This is a genomic window from Minwuia sp. (assembly GCF_048263705.1).
Classification (GTDB): Bacteria; Pseudomonadota; Alphaproteobacteria; order Minwuiales; family Minwuiaceae; genus Minwuia.
In genome coordinates, this window is the sequence record NZ_JBLXDV010000003.1 from 47082 (window position 1) to 65471 (window position 18390).

The 18390-nt window shown below is 63.5% G+C and carries 19 protein-coding genes and 1 tRNA gene; 10 read left to right on the plus strand and 10 right to left on the minus strand.

Features of this window, described 5'->3' with window-relative positions:
* Positions 1-80 precede the first annotated feature (80 nt).
* From ACN0X7_RS05045 to hemC, 6 genes are all read right to left on the minus strand, one after another.
* Positions 81-1082, minus strand: a complete 1002-nt coding sequence (locus ACN0X7_RS05045) for an NADPH:quinone oxidoreductase family protein (protein WP_417514774.1) — start codon at positions 1080-1082, stop codon at positions 81-83.
* Between the two features lie 5 nt (positions 1083-1087).
* Positions 1088-1375: a putative quinol monooxygenase gene (locus ACN0X7_RS05050; RefSeq protein WP_417514776.1), complete on the minus strand. Its 288-nt coding sequence runs from the start codon at positions 1373-1375 to the stop codon at positions 1088-1090.
* A gap of 85 nt (positions 1376-1460) precedes the next feature.
* Positions 1461-2861 carry a heme biosynthesis protein HemY gene (locus ACN0X7_RS05055; RefSeq protein ID WP_417514778.1) on the minus strand — a complete coding sequence of 467 codons (1401 nt, stop codon included), beginning with the start codon at positions 2859-2861 and terminating at the stop codon, positions 1461-1463.
* Positions 2862-2864: 3 nt separating this feature from the next.
* Entirely contained in the window at positions 2865-4343 is a 1479-nt protein-coding gene (locus tag ACN0X7_RS05060; RefSeq protein WP_417514780.1) for a mitofilin family membrane protein, read from the minus strand.
* 24 nt (positions 4344-4367) lie between these two features.
* Positions 4368-5081 carry a uroporphyrinogen-III synthase gene (locus tag ACN0X7_RS05065; RefSeq protein ID WP_417514782.1) on the minus strand — a complete coding sequence of 238 codons (714 nt, stop codon included), beginning with the start codon at positions 5079-5081 and terminating at the stop codon, positions 4368-4370.
* Positions 5078-6016 (minus strand): hydroxymethylbilane synthase, encoded by a 939-nt coding sequence (gene hemC / locus ACN0X7_RS05070; RefSeq protein ID WP_417514784.1) that lies wholly within the window; start codon positions 6014-6016, stop codon positions 5078-5080. Before hemC ends, ACN0X7_RS05065 begins: the two co-directional genes overlap by 4 nt.
* A 55-nt stretch (positions 6017-6071) precedes the next feature.
* On the opposite strand from hemC, the gene tsaD reads away from it, so the two are divergent.
* The 5 genes from tsaD (at position 6072) to ACN0X7_RS05095 (ending at position 9754) form a co-directional block, all read left to right on the plus strand.
* Positions 6072-7130: a tRNA (adenosine(37)-N6)-threonylcarbamoyltransferase complex transferase subunit TsaD gene (gene tsaD, locus ACN0X7_RS05075; protein ID WP_417514786.1), complete on the plus strand. Its 1059-nt coding sequence runs from the start codon at positions 6072-6074 to the stop codon at positions 7128-7130.
* Positions 7127-8104, plus strand: coding sequence for a methylmalonyl Co-A mutase-associated GTPase MeaB (gene meaB / locus ACN0X7_RS05080; RefSeq protein ID WP_417514788.1), 978 nt, complete (start codon positions 7127-7129; stop codon positions 8102-8104). Before tsaD ends, meaB begins: the two co-directional genes overlap by 4 nt.
* 83 nt (positions 8105-8187) lie before the next feature.
* Positions 8188-8541: a 50S ribosomal protein L28 gene (rpmB, locus tag ACN0X7_RS05085; RefSeq protein ID WP_417514790.1), complete on the plus strand. Its 354-nt coding sequence runs from the start codon at positions 8188-8190 to the stop codon at positions 8539-8541.
* Positions 8542-8705: 164 nt separating this feature from the next.
* A complete protein-coding gene (locus ACN0X7_RS05090) occupies positions 8706-9239 on the plus strand; it encodes a PAS domain-containing protein (RefSeq protein WP_417514792.1) in 534 nt (177 codons plus the stop codon).
* The gene (locus ACN0X7_RS05095; RefSeq protein WP_417514794.1) at positions 9236-9754 is read left to right on the plus strand and encodes a PAS domain-containing protein; all 519 of its coding nucleotides are present in this window, start codon (positions 9236-9238) and stop codon (positions 9752-9754) included. The genes ACN0X7_RS05090 and ACN0X7_RS05095 overlap by 4 nt, the downstream gene beginning before the upstream one ends.
* 22 nt (positions 9755-9776) lie before the next feature.
* Here the strand turns inward: ACN0X7_RS05095 and ACN0X7_RS05100 are convergent, their stop codons facing one another.
* Both ACN0X7_RS05100 and ACN0X7_RS05105 read right to left on the minus strand, forming a co-directional pair.
* Positions 9777-10490 carry a glutathione S-transferase family protein gene (locus ACN0X7_RS05100; protein ID WP_417514796.1) on the minus strand — a complete coding sequence of 238 codons (714 nt, stop codon included), beginning with the start codon at positions 10488-10490 and terminating at the stop codon, positions 9777-9779.
* A 17-nt stretch (positions 10491-10507) separates the two neighbouring features.
* Positions 10508-11266 carry a dienelactone hydrolase family protein gene (locus ACN0X7_RS05105; protein WP_417514798.1) on the minus strand — a complete coding sequence of 253 codons (759 nt, stop codon included), beginning with the start codon at positions 11264-11266 and terminating at the stop codon, positions 10508-10510.
* A gap of 306 nt (positions 11267-11572) precedes the next feature.
* Here ACN0X7_RS05105 and ACN0X7_RS05110 point away from each other — a divergent pair, with 306 nt between their 5' ends.
* From ACN0X7_RS05110 to ACN0X7_RS05120, 3 genes are all read left to right on the plus strand, one after another.
* A complete protein-coding gene (locus ACN0X7_RS05110; RefSeq protein ID WP_417514800.1) occupies positions 11573-12820 on the plus strand; it encodes a polyhydroxyalkanoate depolymerase in 1248 nt (415 codons plus the stop codon).
* Positions 12821-12832: 12 nt separating this feature from the next.
* Complete coding sequence (locus ACN0X7_RS05115) at positions 12833-14032, plus strand: hypothetical protein (RefSeq protein WP_417514802.1); 1200 nt, start codon at positions 12833-12835, stop codon at positions 14030-14032.
* Between the two features lie 96 nt (positions 14033-14128).
* Positions 14129-15640, plus strand: a complete 1512-nt coding sequence (locus ACN0X7_RS05120; protein WP_417514804.1) for an acyl--CoA ligase — start codon at positions 14129-14131, stop codon at positions 15638-15640.
* Here ACN0X7_RS05120 and ACN0X7_RS05125 read toward each other — a convergent pair.
* Both ACN0X7_RS05125 and ACN0X7_RS05130 read right to left on the minus strand, forming a co-directional pair.
* Positions 15637-16215: a hypothetical protein gene (locus ACN0X7_RS05125; protein WP_417514806.1), complete on the minus strand. Its 579-nt coding sequence runs from the start codon at positions 16213-16215 to the stop codon at positions 15637-15639. The genes ACN0X7_RS05120 and ACN0X7_RS05125 overlap by 4 nt on opposite strands.
* Before the next feature lie 48 nt (positions 16216-16263).
* Positions 16264-16788: a response regulator gene (locus tag ACN0X7_RS05130; protein WP_417514808.1), complete on the minus strand. Its 525-nt coding sequence runs from the start codon at positions 16786-16788 to the stop codon at positions 16264-16266.
* Between the two features lie 154 nt (positions 16789-16942).
* On the opposite strand from ACN0X7_RS05130, the gene ACN0X7_RS05135 reads away from it, so the two are divergent.
* Positions 16943-17019 (plus strand) — tRNA-Arg (locus ACN0X7_RS05135).
* A 163-nt stretch (positions 17020-17182) separates the two neighbouring features.
* Positions 17183-18385, plus strand: coding sequence for a tyrosine-type recombinase/integrase (locus tag ACN0X7_RS05140; RefSeq protein WP_417514810.1), 1203 nt, complete (start codon positions 17183-17185; stop codon positions 18383-18385).
* Positions 18386-18390 lie beyond the last annotated feature (5 nt).

The following is an 18390-nucleotide window of genomic DNA, read 5'->3' on the forward strand; positions in this document are numbered from 1 at the left end:
AGGCACACGCGAAAGCGCCTGCCGGAGCGCGGGTCTATAGCCCGATCCGTGCGCACGGGCAAGGCCCCAAACCGCTCCCGTCAGGGTGCGATAACGACGCGCCCCACGGAAACGCGATCGCGCACGTCGGCCCATGCCTCGCGATAGCGTTCCAGCGGATATGTCGCATGGACGCGCGGGTGGATCGCCCCCTCCTGATAGAGCCTGGTCAGCGCTTCCATGACCCGGGCCCGGACCGGCGAGAAGCGTACGCGCTCATCGTTCGGACTCCAGCCCCAGTAGGTGCCCCAGTTGAAGCCCATGACGGAAATATCCTTCACCAGCAGCAGGTTGGCCCCGATCTCCGGGATCGTGCCCGAGGCATAGCCGATGGTCAGCAGGCGACCGCCACGGTCCAGCGCACGCAGCGATTCGTGGAACACATCGCCGCCGATCGGGTCGTAGACCAGATCCACGCCCTGCCCGTCCGTCAGGTCCAGCACATCCTGCTTGAAGCTGTCGGCGCGGCTGTCCAGGACATGATCGGCACCGCGTTCCCGGAGCCAGTCGCGCTTCTCCGGCGTGCCGGCGCGGGCGATGACGGTCGCGCCATGCGCCTTCGCCAGTTCCACTGCCGCAAGGCCGACACCGCCGCCCGCGCCATGCACCAGCACCCGTTCGCCGGGTTCCAGCCGCGCACGCAGATGCAGGGCACCATAGGAGGTGCCGTAGGATGAGAGTAGCGGAATGCCTTCACCGAAATCCATGCCTTCCGGCAGTGGATAGATCTGGCCGGACCAGATCGCGACCTTCTCCGCCATGCCGCCCCAGTCGACGAACGACATGACCTTCTGACCGATTTCCAGGCCTTCGACGTCGTCCGCCATCGCGGCGATGGTGCCGGCGACTTCGGTACCGGGGACGAAGGGCCTCGGCGGTTTGCGCTGATACTTGCCCGAAACCACCAGATTAGTCGCGAAGGACACACCGACCGCACCGACCCGGATCATCACCTGTCCGGGCTGCAGTTCCGGTTCAGGCAGGTTCTCCTCGAACTCGAGCTCTTCGAAAGGCCGCCAGTCGCGGCAGACAACAGCCCGCATGACCCTCAGCCGGCACCATCCATGCGGATGACATCAGGCGGGCCCGCCATGAACGCGCCCATCTCCTTGCCGATGGTCTTGAAATGATCTGCGGCGCGGTGCGCGCCGACGGCATCCATATCCTTGTAGGCTTCCAGAAAGCGGTACTCGTTCTCGTTCTCGGACTTGAACAGCTGATAGAACAGGCACCCGTCCTCGTTCGCATTCACGGCCTCGACGAGCCGCGCCGCGGTCGCCTCGAAATCCGCGCCCGTGCCCGGTTTCACCTTGATGGTTGCAACAACACCGATCATTTTTTCCTCCCCTGATGATCTGGTCACAGGTTAGGCGATGCGGCTGCGTGCCGGAAGGGCGATTTCGGAAAGGCTGCCCGTCGGATCAGGCGCGGGTCGGCGGCGCGTCTTCCGCTTCGGTGACCTCGGTCAGGGAAACCTCGGCGGGTACGTCCCGCTCATCCTTCTCAACCAGCAACACGGCTTCCTGAACCGGCTCGGCGTCGCGCCATTCCAGGCCGTCGAAGTGGGCGCATGCCGGGCAGTGAGGTTCCCAGGCCGGGGCCACGGCATTGCAGTTGTTGCACTGCCAGCGCGGCGGCTGCGGTGCCTCGGCGAGTTTCACCAGCCAGTCGCGCGCCTCTGCTGTGCCGTCCTCGGTCCGCTCGGCGGCGTCCACCATCAGGCGGCAGAAGCGCTGGTCCTTGACAGCCGAACGATCGGCCGCGGCCAGCGCATAGTCGCGCGCCAGCGCGGGATTGTCGGCCTCCAGCGCCAGACGCCCCAGCAACAGCTGCGTTTCCTCGTGATCCATGTTGGTCTTGTTGACGGATTCGAACCGTGAAAGCGTCTGCGCCGGATCTTCATCCGGCTTCAGTTCGACAATCGCCCGGCCGATATCGGGGTGGTGCAGACGCGACCAGGCGGCAGCCAGATGTTTTGCAGCCCGGCGTTCCCGGCCCGCCGCGACCTGAAGCCGGGCCTCGGTGATGATCGCGGGGACATGGTCGCGATCGTGTTTCAGCGCGACTTCCGCATGCGACAGGGCGGGTTTCAGGTGACCGTTGCGCTCTTCTTCCATCGCCATGGCCGTTTCGAGGACAGCGCGCAGATGCTCGCCGCGCTCCTTCTCGTAGACTCCCGCGCGCACGGCCCCGCCCAGCGTCTGCAGCGCACCGTTCCAGTCGCCGGCAGCGGTCTGCAGATCGAACAGCGCGCGTTGCGCCCATCCGGCCTCAGGGCTCAGCCGGTTCGCTCGTTTGGCCAGTTCAAGGGCTTTCTCGTGATCGCCCCGGTGCCCGGCCTGGATCAGCAGGCCGCGCACGGCAACCAGTTCGGTCTCGGGCGAATCGAGCATGGCCCTGAAGTGTTCATCCGCCGCGGCCTCGTCACCCGACAGCTGAGCGGCCTGCGCCTTCAGAAGCTTCGCGATGGGCGGGTGGTCCAGATACCGCTCTGCCTTTTCGGCTGCCTTGTTCGCCCTGCGCCAGTCGCCCGAGGCGATGGCGGCCATGCCTTCCGTCAGCGCCCGGTGTCCCTTTTCGCTGCGGTTGCCTGCAAAATAACCGCGAATGCGCGCTGGCCCGGACAGAATCCATCCGATCAGGCGAAAGATCGCGATCACGATGGCGACGATCACGACCAGTCCGAGAATGACGATCGGAACAGAGGTCTGAACGCGCCAGTCGCCCCAGCGCAGATCGACCGCGCCGGGGTTCTCGACAAGCCAGACAGCCCCCATCGCCAGGGCGACGATGAGGATGAGAGCGGCAATAAGACGAATCATGGATCAGTCCCCTGCCGCGAGATCATCGAACAGGCTCTTCTGGAGTCGACCGACGGCTTCCTCAAGTTCAAGCCGTTTTCGTGCGTCGGACAGCCAGTTCGACATCTCCCCGGCCGCGGCACCGTCCAGTGCGGCCAGTTCGGCGACCGCGGCAGCAAGATCGTCGCCCTCCAGCCTCTTCTCGGCCCGCGCGAGGATGGCTTCGGTGGTGCCGCCTTCCAGTTCACCGGTACGACGCACCTTGACGAGATTGCCGACGCGCTTCATCGCCCCGCTGATCCAGCCGTCATCCTCACCAACCTGATCGGCCACGATGGCCCGGCTGGCGGCATTGGGGAAACGATCCTTCAGATTCTTCAGGCTGGGCACGCCCTCAGGTGCGTGAGCCGCGATCGCGGGATGATCGGCACCATTCACACCCAGCCGGGTTACCGCGTCCCACGATCCCTGAAAGGGCTGATCGGACACGGTGGCATCCTTCAGCCGCCCGACAGCCAGCACCATCGCGGCCTGTGCTGCCAGCCGGGACTGGCGCGCATCGCCCGCCTGTTCCGCCTTCACGGCCAGCGCATCCAGGCGATCCATCAGGTCGCCGGTTTCACGCTGCAGGGATGTCTGGAACTCCGAACGCAGCCCGGACAGCCGCTCGTCGAGTGCGCCGGTGATGTCGGACTGTCCAGCCTGAACCACGTCAACGCGCCCGTCCAGTTCGGCAAGCCGGCGATCCAGGTCGCTCAGTTCCGCCCGCAGGGCTGCGACCCTGCCGTCGTCGTTGCCGACCTCAATGGTTGTGGGTGTCTGCGAGACGACGACCGGATCACTTTCGACGACCGACAGCCGCTGGTCGAGCGTCGCGATCCGTTCAAGCAGTTCAGCCACGCGCGGGTCGTCGGCTGACGGACCGGAAAGGCCGGACATCCGGGTCTGCGCATCCTCCAGTTCGGTTGCCATCCCTCCGATGCGGGATTCAAGCTCCGCGATCCGGTCGTTCACGGCGGTCACATCCGCCCGAAGGCCGGCGGTATCGCCGACCGAAACCGGACGGGAACCGATCTCGTCCACCTCGGTTTCGAGCGCTGCCAGCCTGGCCGCACTGCCTTTCGGCACCTTTGGAAACTGCGACAGAGCGAACACGCCACCGGCACCCAGAATGGCAATCACCGCCAGCACACGGGCCAGACCATCGCTGCCGGAGCGTTCGACAACCTTCGGTGCGGCAGGCGGCAGTTCATCACGGGTCTCGTCCGCCTCATCGGCTTCGCCCTGCGGCGCCGGTTCGGAATTCTCCATCACGAAACCCGCGCCGGAGACCTTCTCGCCACTGTCCTTCTCGCCGCTGTCGGGAACGGAGCCGGCACTTCCCGCCTCCGTCTTCTCGGCACTGGCTTCACCGTCGTCACGGGTCACCGCATCTGAGGCATCGAGAGGCACCTTGTCTTCAGGCGTGGTCGTACCGGTCTTCTTGTTCTTGTCCGAGTCCATACAGCTTTTCCGCTTCCTTACCGGCTACCTGACGTCTCCAAGACACCGTAGCAGCGCTTCCTGATTTGGCCTGTCCGCAATTCTGACTTCCCGGAAGGTCACCGGAGCCAGAGCCTCGGCCGCACGCTCGCTGATGCAGATGGCAGCGATTTCACCGCAGGCAAGCCGCAACGCGTCGAACGGTCTCACCAGACTAGCAAACGTGCCCGCGGACCGAGGGGAGAAAAAAAGCACCGCGTCAATCTGCCGACGCGTCAGCGCCGTCACGCAGTCCGCCGACAGCGCTTCCGAGGCGACGGCGCGGTAGCCGACCACCCGGCGCACCCGGTAGCCCGACTTCTCCAGCGCGCCCTTAAGGTTTCCGGCGACATCGCGCCCCGAGATGTGCAGCAGGACGCCATTGTCCGGCTGCAGTTGGGCAGTGGTCATACGGACCAGATCGTCAACGTCGCCATCGGCGTCACGGACATCGCCGAATCCGGTCTGCCGGGCGAGTTCCGCCGTGCTCGGACCGACGGACAGGATCCTCAGATCCCTGCGATCCGTTGCCCGGACAAGTGCACGCACACCATTCCGGCTGGTCGCCAGAACCGCCCGGACACCGGAGAGGTCGAGCTTCAGATCCGGCTCGAAAACGACATTCAGAACCGGCTCTACGACGGCCGAATGCCCCAGCTTTTCCAGCAGTCCCACGGTCTGCCCGGCGTCATCATCGGGCCGGGTGACGAGAACTCTCATACGATCTCTGCGAGGAAGGCCGGTCCCGCCGAAAGCTTCAGTTCGGCTCCCGCATCCTCGCCCATGCGTTGCGCGTCATCCACGCTGCCCCGGCGCTCCGTCACCCGCCGGTCGGTACCGTCCGGCATCACGATCTCGGCGCGAAACCAGAGTTTGCCGGGTCCGTCCGGCAAGGCCAGCCCTGCAATCGGCGTCCGGCAGGATCCGTCCAGGGCCGCCAGCATGGCGCGCTCTGCGGTCACCGCGTGCTCGGTGACCAGGTCATGCAGCGGTTCCAGCAGCGTCCGTGTCGCGTCATCGTCGCTCCGGATCTCGACACCGACCGCGCCCTGGGCAACGGCGGGCAGCATTTCCTCCGGCTCGATCAGCGCCGTGATCCGCTCCGTCTTCTCAAGCCGTTTCAGACCGGCGTTCGCCAGAAATGTCGCCGCGACCTCGCCCGCATCCAGTTTGGCGATCCGCGTATCGACATTGCCGCGGAAGTTCACGACCTTCAGGTCCGGACGGCGGAACAGCAACTGCGCCTGACGCCTCAGGCTGGCCGTCCCGATGGTGACCCCCTCCGGCAATCCGGCGATGTCGTCGGCAATGTTGCTCAGGAACGCGTCACGCGGATCCTCTCGCGGCAGAAGGCATGAAATCTCCAGCCCGTCGGGCAGGACCGTTGGCATGTCCTTCATCGAATGCACGGCAAGATGGATGTCGCCGCTCAGCAACTGCTCCTCGATTTCCTTGGTGAACAGCCCCTTCCCACCCAGCGCAGCGAGTGCGCGGTCGCGAATCCGGTCGCCGGTGGTGGTGATCACCACGATCTCGACGGCTGCATCGGGAAGGTGGCTGTGGGCGGCGTGCAGCCTGCGCTTCACCTCGTTGGCCTGCCAAAGGGCCAGCGGGCTGCCGCGGGTGCCGATCCGAATGCTTGCTTGTCCGTTCATGGTCGTCGGTGTTACCTCCGGTTGGCGCGGTTGACCAGCGTCAAGAGGCACAGATTTGCGAATTCTCGGCATTGAGACCAGTTGCGACGAGACGGCTGCCGCCATCGTCGGCGGCGATGGCACGATCTTCGCCAATATCGTCCACTCCCAGATCGACGACCACACGCCCTTCGCCGGCGTCGTGCCCGAGATCGCGGCGCGGGCACACATCGAAAAGCTGGATGGGGTGATCAGCAAAGCGCTGGATGATGCCGGATGCACGCTGGCCGACATGGACGCAATCGCGGCCACGGCGGGTCCGGGCCTGATCGGCGGGGTGATCGTGGGGTTCACGACGGCCAAGGCGCTCGCGCTCGCGACCGGCAAACCCCTGATCGCCGTGAACCATCTGGAGGCGCATGCGCTGACGGTGCGCATGACCGGCGACGTGGCGTTCCCTTACCTGCTGCTGCTCGTCTCGGGTGGACATTGCCAGATTTTGCTGGTCCAGGGCGTCGGCCAATATCGCCGCCTGGGCGCAACCATCGACGATGCGGTCGGTGAAGCCTTCGACAAGACGGCAAAACTGCTCCAGCTGGGATTTCCTGGCGGACCCGCCGTCGAACACCGCGCCCGTGACGGCGATCCCGACCGATTCGCCCTGCCGCGCCCGATGATGGGCCGTCCCGAACTCGATTTCTCGTTCTCCGGCCTGAAGACCGCTGTCCGCCAGACCGCGCAGAAACTGGGTGATGAAATCACCTATCAGAACATCTCCGATCTGTGTGCCGGTTTCCAGACGGCCATCGCGGATGTGCTGTCGGACCGCATATCGCGCGCCATCAGAACCTGCCGGGCGGAGAGCAGCGAACCGATCACGACCTTTGTGCTGGCGGGCGGCGTCGCAGCGAACCGGTTTCTGCGCGATCGGCTGCAGGCCACCGCAACCGAAGCGGACCTGCCCTTTACCGCGCCACCGCCGGCCCTGTGCACCGACAACGGCGCGATGGTGGCATGGGCCGGGGTCGAACGGTTCAGACTGGGCATGCTGGACGACCTGCGGGCCGCACCGCGCGCCAGATGGCCGCTCGACGGCAACGCACCCGCCCTGCCCTTTGCCGGAGCGAAATCATGAGCGAGACGGCTGACCGCATTCTTGCCGGCAACCGGCGCGCGCTGGCCCGTGCGATCACGCTGGTCGAGTCCAGCCGGGCGGATCATCGCGAACAGGCGCAGGCGCTGCTGGCCGAAATCATCCACGGCACGGGCGGCGCGGTACGACTGGGCATCTCCGGCACGCCGGGTGTCGGCAAATCCACCTTCATCGAGGCCTTCGGCCAGTTCCTCACCGCGCAGGGACTCAAGGTTGCCGTGCTGGCCGTCGACCCTTCCTCCAAACGCACCGGCGGGTCGATCCTGGGCGACAAGACCCGGATGGAACAACTGGCGCGTGATCCGAACGCCTTTATCCGGCCTTCGCCTTCGGGCGGGACGCTGGGCGGTGTCGCCCGCCGTACGCGGGAGACCATGCTGCTGGTGGAGGCCGCGGGGTACGATGTCGTTCTGGTCGAAACCGTCGGGGTCGGGCAATCCGAGACCACCGTGTCGGACATGGTCGACATGTTCCTGCTGTTGCTCGCGCCGGGCGGCGGCGACGAACTTCAAGGCATCAAACGCGGCGTGATGGAACTCGCGGACCTGATCGTCATCAACAAGGCCGATGGCGACCTGCTCGCCCCGGCAAAGCGGGCCGCAACCGAATATCGCGGGGCGATCGGACTGATCCGGCCGAAACATGCGGAATGGCGCGCCCGCGTCCGCCTGGCCTCGGCGCTCAGGAACACGGGCATCGACGAGATCTGGCGCGACATCGAAAAGTTCCGGCAGGCCATGGGTGAAAACAGCGGTCTGGAACGTCTCCGGGCGGAGCAGGCGCGCTCCTGGATGTGGCAGGAACTGACCGACGGTCTGGTGCAGGCCCTGACGCAGGACCGGCGCGTCGCCGAAGCCCTGCCGGAATGGGAAAGCCGCGTCGCCGAGGGCCAGGCGACACCCGGCGCTGCCGCGGACGCACTGCGCGCGCTGTTTCTGGCGCAATCGAAGGGTTGACCCGCCGGTGCCCCTTGGCTAAACACCGGCGCTCGGGTCCAGCTTGGACCGTTCCTATTTCAATCTTCGGCGGGAGAAGAGCAATGGCTCGGCGCTGCGAGCTGACAGGCAAGGGTGTCCAGACCGGCCACAATGTCAGCCACTCAAACATCAAGTCCAACCGGCGGTTCCTGCCCAGCGTCCGGCGCGTGAAGCTGGTTTCCGATGCGTTGAACCGTGTGGTTGCGTTGAAGATCTCGACGCACGCGCTGCGCTCGGTCGAGCACAATCAGGGCATCGACAACTTCATCGTGAAGCAGTCGGATTCCAAGCTTTCGCTGAATGCGCGGCGTCTGAAGCGCGACATTCTGAAAGCCCGCGCAGATCATGGCGATGCTGCCGACCTGACCCTGCCGGCAGAAACCGACGCCGATGCGGTCGAAGAGGTCAACGCCTGACCGCCGCATCAATCGTGACTATCTCGAAAAGCCCCGGTTTGAAACAGCCGGGGCTTTTTTTGTTTGATCCCTCGCGATTGCTGAAAGCTTAAGCATTTGGATACACCGCGTGTGATTAGTGTAATGTCGCATAGTGCGTAGAGTATGCCGAGGCGGAGAACAGCGTGCAGAGTTCAGCCAACATCCCGAGCCTGACGACCCCGCAGACGGGCGCCGAACCCGATCGTGCGGGCTTCGGTGCGCCGCCAGCCGACTATGCGCAGAAGATTCACACGATCTACGACTACTGGCTGGCCAAAAAAGGCACGGCCAGGGTCGCCGACCGCAAGGATCTGGATCCGATCATCGAAATCCCGAAACTCCTGTCCGGCGTCTGGCTCGTGGATATCATCCACACGCAGCCGCGTCGTTTTACCTATCGCCTGATCGGCAGCGACCTGACCCGCGCCGGAGTCGATTCGAAGGTCGGCGACGACATCGATTCACGCACCTCCGGCGAGGACGCCCATGCCACGATAATGGATCTGAACCGTGCATGCGAAGAACAGGTGCCCTACTGGCGCAGCGGCACCCCGCGCATTGTCCACGACAGGTTCGTCAAGGGACTGGAAGTAATTTTCCTGCCCCTGACCGTGGACAGATCACCTGAAGTGAAGATGTTCATGAACATGACGGTCTTTCGCTGGAGAAGCCAGTGAACCCCGATCTCGCATCGCGCATGAGCGCGCTGGGCGATGCGCCGGACGAATCCGGTTTCGGCGCGCCGCCCGCCGATTTCCATGAGGAAATACGGGCGATCCATGAATACTGGTGTTCCAAGCGCGTCTGCGACCGCATTCCGGACAGGTCGGACGTGGATCCGGTCGTCGAGATCCCGCGCCTGCTGGGGAATGTCTGGCTGCTGGATGTCGAAACGGATCCGCGCCGTTTTCGCTATCGGCTGCTGGGCAGCAATCTGACATCCGCCTCCACCCGGCCGAAGACCGGATCCTATCTGGACGAACAGCCGGGCTCGCGCACGATCTCGACCACGCTGGCCTCGATCGAGAAATGCTGCGATACGCAGACGCCGTTTTGGCGCAAGGGCTGGCCGCAACTGATCCACGACCGCTTCGTACCCACCCTCGAATATATTCTGCTGCCCCTGTCGGTCGATCGCTCGAAAGACACGCGCATGCTGATGAACCTGACGATCTACAACTGGCAGAAATGACCCGCGTCGCTTCGCGGCCCTGTCACGCCGCCGCCTGATCCGGGAACCAGAGCAGCCTGCACCGTTCGACATACTCCATCAGATTGGGATGTTTCCGGACCGCCTGATCCAGCGGTCCCTGATCGTGGGCGGGCACGACGATATTCGACACGTGCGCATAGGCGGTCGCATCGAGATAGCTCGGCGCGTCCCCCATCATGAACGGCTTTGCGCCCAGCCACGCCGCCAGCGCGTCGATATCGCTGATGCCGAACGCCATGATCTCCTCCCGGCTGTGGCGGCCCAGCCCATGACCGTGCAGATAACCCCGTATCTGCCGCCGGGCGACGATCGGGATGATGTTCCGCACCAGCGGCGGCAGGCCTGCAAAGAAGGTCTGCCTTGTCACCTCGAAGGCCGCATCGTTCATCCAGCGGCTGTAGACGATCGCCCAGTAGAGCCGTTCCTCGATCATGCGGGCGAACGCATGGCTCACGGCCTTCTGTTCGGTTGACAGTCCCGGCTCGAAATCGAATCCCGTGCGCTTCTCGATCTCCTGCCGGATCAGTTCGGAGTCCCCGATGGTGCGGCCGTCGACCTCGATCGCCGGAAGCTTGCCTTTCGGCCCCTTGCGCGGATCGTTGACGCGGACGTCCTCGTAATCGATCCCCGCCATCTTCAGCAGTATTTCCGCCTTCACACAGAAGGGACTCGGACAGGAAAGCCCGAAAGCCGCCTCATACTGAACAAGCTTCATTGTCCTGTCCTCTCGGGTCAGAGGTTCTTGGCAAGGAAGGCGCTGGTACGCTCCCACGCGAGCGCGGCATCCTCGCGATCGTACCGGGCCGTCGTGGGGTTCGCGAACCCGTGCTGGGCATCGTACCAGTAGGTCGTGACGGGCTTGCCCGCCTTGGCCATCTCGGCCTCGAACTTGTCGACCATCTCATGGTTGATCCACTGGTCTGACTCGGCGAAATGACCAAGCACGGGCCCCTTCAGTTCTTTCAGATCAGCAGCCTGGCGGGCGACATTGCCATAATAGATGACCGTTGCATCGACATCGCGGGCGATGGATGCGTTGAGCGACCATCCGCCTCCGAAGCACCAGCCGATGGTCGCGACCTTGCCGTTGCAGATCGGCTCCTGCTTGATCCAGTCGATCCAGCTCGACAGTGTGTCGATGGCATCCTCGCCGTTGACCTGCCCCATGTAGGATCGCGCGGTCTCGGGGTCGGTCGCCACCTTGCCGCCATAGAGATCGACAGCAATTGCGACGTAGCCCGCCTTGGCAAAGTCTGCCGCCACAGCCTTGATCTGGTCGTTCAGCCCCCACCATTCATGGATCAGGATGATCGCAGGTGCCGGTGTAGCCTCGGGAACCGCAACGAACCCCTTCACGTTCAGACCGCCGTTGGTGACGAGATCGGCTTCGTTGAGCGTCGCCGCGACCGCTTTCGAAAGCAGCGGATCAGCGAGAACCGCCGCCAGGGGCAGCGCCGCTGCGCCCTTCAGTACCGTTCTGCGTGCATACATGGTGAAAACCTCCATCAAACCGGGAACTGCAGTTCCGCAGTTTAGCGGCTTTCGAGACGGATCAAATTCACGCCCCCGTCATCCGACGGACGGGGCGAATGGAGGATTCGAAACGCCGCGCCGCAAAAACCGTCCGGGTTCCCGTAACCGGGATTTCCGTCTTCATCCGCATGAATTCAACGAAACATCAATCTTGACAGTATGTTAGTGAATCTTATGCAGCATGGTGACGATGGTGAGTGACATTGTGCGGCGCAATATGAAATACTCCCGTCACATATCTGTCACCGATCAGGAGACTCCGGCTTGCTCTATCAGCTTTACGAGATGAATCATGCGGCCTTCGCGCCGTTCAGGGCCGCCGCGCAGGTCACGCAGGCCATGCTGCGAAATCCCATGAATCCGGCGGCCTTCACCCTGCCGGGACGGGCGACCGCGGCGGCAGCCGACGTCTTCGAAAGCATCACGCGACGCTACGGCAAGCCGTCCTTCGACATCGATGAGGTTCTGGTCGACGGCCATCCGGTGGCCGTGACCGAACAGATCGTGCTGCGCAAGCCCTTCGGTCAGCTGAAATATTTCAAGAAGGACCGGACGGTGATGAGCGCCAAGACCGCGGACATGCCGCGCGTGCTGATCGTTGCGCCCCTGTCGGGTCACTATGCGACCCTGCTGCGCGGCACGGTGAATGCCATGCTGCCCGAACATGATGTCTTCATCACCGACTGGCGGGACGCACGCCAGGTACCGGTTTCCGAAGGCAAGTTCGGACTTGAGGACTACATCGACTATGTGATGGATTTCCTGCACGTGCTAGGCCCCAACACGCATGTGGTCGCCGTCTGCCAGCCGGGACCGGCCGTGCTGGCCGCAACGGCCCTGATGTCCGAGGACAACGATCCCTGCACGCCGGCAACCCTGACGATCATGGGCAGCCCCATCGATCCGCGGAAAAGCCCGACCATACCGAACGAACTGGCCACCTCGCGTCCGCTTGAATGGTTCAAGAGCCACGTCATCACCACCGTGCCCCTGCCCCATCCCGGCTTCACACGCCGTGTCTACCCCGGTTTTCTGCAGCTGACCGGCTTCATGACAATGAATCTGGATCGCCACATCGATGCGCACCGCAAGCTTTTCGACAGCCTGATTCAGGGCGATGGCGATTCGACCGACGGGCACCGCAGGTTCTACGACGAATATCTGTCCGTGCTGGACCTCGATGCGGCCTTCTATCTCGATACCATCGAGGTCATCTTTCAGAAGTTCGATCTGCCGAACGGTACGATGATGCATCGCGGACGGCGGGTCGATCCCTCGAAGATCAGGAAGACCGGACTGTTCACAGTCGAAGGCGAGAACGACGACATCTCCGGCATCGGGCAGACGCAGGCCGCGCACGACATCTGCACCGGGATACCGGCCAAGAAGAAGGCCGACTACATCCAGGCGAATGTCGGCCATTACGGCGTGTTCAACGGCAACCGGTTCCGCTCGGAGATCCAGCCGCGCATCCGCGACTTCATCAGGTCCTTCCCGACGCTCGGGGCCTGATCCGACCGGCCCATGACAGCACATCCCCTTTCAGTCGGGTTCAGGGGTGTTCTTGCAGCGTGGATCGCCTGGCGTGCGAATCTCGAAAAGCCCGGCATCCGATGGACCCCGCCTTTCGATGCGGTGACCGGATGCGGTCATCCCACGATGCGCGACCTGCTCTACCCAGACACACGTCCGGGGGTGAATCAGCGCTCCGATGCGGACCTGATCGATGACATCGAACGACTGGCACCACACCTGGTCAGGCCCGTCCGGCTGGTTGACCTTGCCGCCGCAAAACCGTCATTCCTGAAGCGGTTCATCGGCGGCGGCCGTTCGAACTCTGAAAATATCGACCTGACGAACCATCAGGCTGGCAGGCCGCTAGCAGTCAGGGAAGCCGCCGCACAACTGGTTCGCTGCATGTCGATCGACAGTTCCCGTCTTTGCGTCGTGCTCGCACGTGATTTCATCGCCCGGGGCGGCGACCTGCAGATTGACCGCACCGCATCAGCCGACGATGTTCCGCTCACCGGTTCGACATCGCCCGACGCGTTCGCCCCCTCCGTTGCGGTCGTCACACGGCGGACCTTCCGCGAGGAATTCGCCTATCGCCTCAGGTGCGCGGACGGGGAACCTCTCATCGTTATGCCGCTGGATCAGGACCTCGTTCTTGTGGAGCGATATCTCGGCACAGCCGGCACCGAAGAAGCGCTTGAGCATCTCAAGGAAACCTACGCAAACTGGTTCGGCACCCCGCTTGCACCGGACGTGCGCGCGGGACCGACATGCCATGACGATCCAACGGATTTCTCGTGTATTCAGGATCTCAGGCAGGGCGATTCATACCTGCAAGATGTCGCCGCGCGCGGTATCCCGCCGGTTGAGCGGGCGGGTCTGTCGTCGGATGGGCATATCGGCGACAGCTACGGCGCGTTCGCCAATACGCTCGCCGCGAATTACAGCCATCTCGATGCGGCCTACATTCGCGGCCTGGTGGCACGTCACGGGCCCGTCGCGCCTGACGTGCTTGGTGCATGCCACCGTGACGAGGACCTGGGCACAGACTTCGGTGGCGGCCTGCGGGCACGTGAAGCGAGATGGATGCTGGATCAGGAATTCGCCCGCAGCGCGGAGGACATCGCCTGCCGGCGCGGCCCCTTCGCCCTGCGTGGCACCGATATCGGCAAGCTTCAGGACTGGATCGACCGGGGCGCGCGCTTGAGGTAACGACGCCAGAGGCACGTCCGGGCGCACGATAGCGCTTCAATCGTTGCGCCGAACGCGATAGGAAGCCGGTTCGACACTCACAAAGGGAGCCGCGCCATGGCGAAAACCATCCGATCACTGCTCGACACCGGCGACCGGAACGCGCCGGCCATCGGTGCCGAGGATCGCAGCGACCTGACGCACGGCGGTCTGCGCGACTTCGCCGACGAAATGGTGGCGAGGCTGAACGCACTGGGCATCGGCCGCGACGACCGCATCGGGATCGTCCTGCCGAACGGACCGGAGATGGCCACGGCCTTCCTGACCTTCGCCTGCGCTGCGACGACGGCCCCGCTGAACCCGGCCTATCGCGCCGAGGAATTCGATTTCTATCTCTCCGACCTGAACGCGAAGGCGCTGGTCGTGCAGCAGGGAGAGGACAGCCCCGCGATCGCGGTCGCCGAGAAGAAGGGCATTGCCGTCTTCCGGCTGGTCCCGCGCACCGGGGATGCCGCCGGCCTGTTCGACCTGCACGGTGAGCCGGTGGGTGCCGCCGGCAAGCCCGGACCGGCGGAAGCCGATGATGTCGCCCTGATCCTGCACACCTCCGGCACCACATCGCGTCCGAAGATCGTGCCGCTCAGCCAGTCCAATCTGGTGGCCAGTGCGGAAAATATCGGCGCGGCCCTGGCCCTGACGCCACAGGATCGCTGTGTGAACATCATGCCGCTGTTCCACATTCACGGCCTGATTGCCGCGGTCCTGTCATCGGTGGCCGCTGGCGGCAGCACCTGGTGCAGCCCGGGCTTCAACGCGCTGCGCTTCTTCAACTGGATCGAGACGGCAAGACCGACCTGGTACACGGCAGTACCGACCATGCATCAGGCGATCCTGACCCGTGCGGGCCGGAACGCCGAGATCGTCAGGGCGCACCCGCTGCGGCTGATCCGTTCGTCCTCCTCCTCCCTGCCCCCGCAGGTGATGGCCGAACTGGAGGAAACCTTTTCCTGCCCGGTGATCGAGAGCTACGGCATGACCGAAGCCACACATCAGATGGCGTCCAACCCCTTGCCGCCTGCGGCACGCAAGCCCGGTTCGGTGGGTATCGCAGCCGGCCCCGAAGTGCGGATCATGGATATGGAAGGCAGGCTTCTGGATGCGGGCGAGACCGGCGAGGTGGTCATCCGGGGCGCGAACGTCACCAGAGGCTATGAGGCCAACCCGAAGGCGAACGCCGAAGGCTTCACCAACGGCTGGTTCCGCACGGGCGATCAGGGGGTCATTGATGCCGAGGGATATCTGACGATCACGGGACGTCTGAAGGAAATCATCAACCGTGGCGGCGAGAAGATCTCGCCGCGCGAGGTGGATGAGGTGCTGATGGATCACCCCGCCGTCGCCCAGGCCGTCACCTTCGCCATGCCCCATCCGAAACTGGGCGAGGATGTCGCCGCCGCCATCGTGCTGCGTGAAGGCGAAACCGCCGATGAGAAAGCCGTGCGCGGGTTCGCCGCCACCCGCCTCGCGGACTTCAAAGTACCGCGCAAGATATTGATTCTGGACGAAATTCCGAAAGGCGCGACCGGCAAGCTGCAGCGGATCGGTCTGGCGGAGAAACTCGGGCTCTAACCCGCGTCGGCTGCTGCCCTGGCCGCGGCTTCCGCCTCGGCCTCCTTTTTCCGTGCCGCACGCGCATCGGCATTCTGCTGCCGCAGCTTCGCGTCCGGATCGGGAAAAATTTCTGTCAGGCTCTTGAGGTTGGCGGCGAGCTGGGCGACGGCGGCTTCAGGCAGCGTGTCCATGTCCGACCTGTGGACCAGCTTCAGCGCGTTCAGGTGGGTCTGCAGAGCTTCTGCATGAAAGGCTTTCGCTTCGGTCATGCGAAAGATCAGTTCGCAGAAGCTGTCGGCCACCAGGCAAAGGCTGTTCTGACCGAAATGCCCGCTGGTATCGCGGATCGAACAGACGGTGCGATAGGCCTGGTCGCTGGTGTCAGGATCGGTCAGGCCCGCCGCCTTCCAGCCGCCGACCAGTTCGGACAGTCTCGCGATATCCTTGTCGATCCATTCGCCCGCTTCATCCTTCAAGCCGACCATGGCGCTGTTGGCCTTCATCAGGGCTTCGGACCTTTTGACATGCGCCGGTTTGGTCGCCATCTCTGTGAAGCGGGTCTTCACATTCTCGATTCTTACATTACTGGTCATCGAACACTATTCCTGACACCCGTGACGGGCAGATGCGGTCTGAAAAAATCATGACGCTGCCTGCGTTGTCTTTTCGCCGTCGGCACTGGCAGCCCCGTCGCCACGGCGATCTTCCTCGACCTCGTCATCCTTGAATCGCCGGTCCGGTCCCTTGTAGCCTTCGGCCCAGACGAAGGGACGCGGCCGGTGGGCGATCCAGGCGAGCCGGTCGTACAGCGAACTGACGCTGTAGGGTTTGGCAAGCAGCATGTTCACGCCGCAGTCCCGGGCTTCGCGCAGATCGCGCAGCCGCGTGTGACTACAGGTCAGCAGCATCGGTATCTTGCCGTTCGGATGTCCTTCGATCGATCTGATTTCCTTGATCAGCGCGGCCCCCCTGTCGCCCCCGAGATGGGAGTCGCAGATGAAAAGATCGACCGGTTCGGATTTGATGAACTGCTGGGTCAGATCGAACGTGCTGGTCGCATGCAGATCGCGCGCACCGATGGCATGCAGCAGTTCATTCAGGATCCGCCGGGAACCGTCATTCTCGTCAGCGATCAGGATCGTGAGCTGATCCAGGCTGACTTCCATTGCTGGCTTGGCTGCGCACACGCGGCGATCCTCAACCCGTCCAAACGAAACTGCAGACAGGTTAGCCGGACCCAGTTAAGCAAACGCTAAGAGCCCCGAACCGTCCGCAGGCCCTATTCCGTCGGGCCGGAAACGCTGATATATCAGCCGGACCGGCCCCTTAGCTCAGCTGGATAGAGCGACAGATTCCTAATCTGTAGGTCGCAGGTTCGAGTCCTGCAGGGGTCGCCAAATCAACCTCCGACATTGTCCAATACCGTATAAAAATTACCTTGATTTCAGATCATTAATGAACTTTCTGGAACAGAATTGTCCGAATACATCCGTTGGCATCCGGTGAATCTGTTGGTACTAATGTTGGCACACGGAATCCAGCTGCGCGCGAGATACCAACATGTCGTTGACGGATGCGAAAGTACGAAACGCTAGGCCGCAAGACAGGCCTATCAAGATTTCGGATGGCGGCGGACTTCACGTGCTGATTACATCGGGCGGATCAAAGCTCTGGCGACTGGCCTATCGTTACAGCGGCAAACAAAAGACGCTTGCGCTCGGCGGCTACCCGGCAGTTTCGCTGGAGAAGGCCAGGGAGGGCCGGCAAGAGGCCAAGCGGCTTTTGGCTGAAGGTATTGATCCGAGTGACCGGAAACGGGAGGAGAAACTCCGCGCACAAGCCCACGCGGAAAACACCTTCGAGGCCGTCGGCAGTGAATACCTGCTGAAACTGGAGCGGGAAGGCCGCGCGCCCGTCACCTTGGACAAGGTCCGCTGGCTGCTGGGCATGGCCAACGACAGGCTGGGCAACCGGCCGGTGACCGATATTTCATCCGCCGAGGTGCTTGAGGTGCTCCGGCGGGTCGAGCGACGCGGGCATCTGGAAACAGCACGCCGTCTTCGGAGTACCATTGGCAGCGTCATGCGCTATGCAATCGCGACAGCAAAGGCGGAGAACGATCCCACTGTGGCGCTGAAGGGTGCGCTGGTTGCGCCGAAGGTGAAACATCACGCAGCAATTACGGACCGCAGGGCACTTGGCGGCCTGTTGCGAGCCATCGACGGGTTTGACGGCCAGATCATGACGCGGGCGGGCCTCCAACTGTTGGCGCTCTTGTTCCCACGCCCGGGCGAACTGCGTGCAGCCGAATGGTCCGAGTTTGATCTTGATACCGGGATCTGGACCATGCCGGCCACGAGGACAAAGATGCGACGTGAGCATCGGGTGCCACTTCCTGCTCAGGCCGTCGCCATTTTGCGAGACCTGAAAGAACTCCACCTGAATGAGGCGCTCGTATTCCCATCGGTGCGTTCCTCCCGGCGTTGCATGTCCGAGAACACACTCAACGCAGCACTGAGGCGCTTGGGATATGGGAAGGACGAAGTCACATCACACGGCTTCCGGGCGACTGCATCTACGCTGCTGAACGAGTCAGGCAAATGGGCACCGGATGTGATCGAACGCCAGTTGGGACACATCGAAGCGAACGATGTCCGGCGCGCCTATGCGCGCGGCGAGCACTGGGATGACCGGGTTGCCATGATGACATGGTGGGCGGACTTTCTTGACGAGGTACGTGATCTCCAAGTGCAGCGGCCTTGACTGGC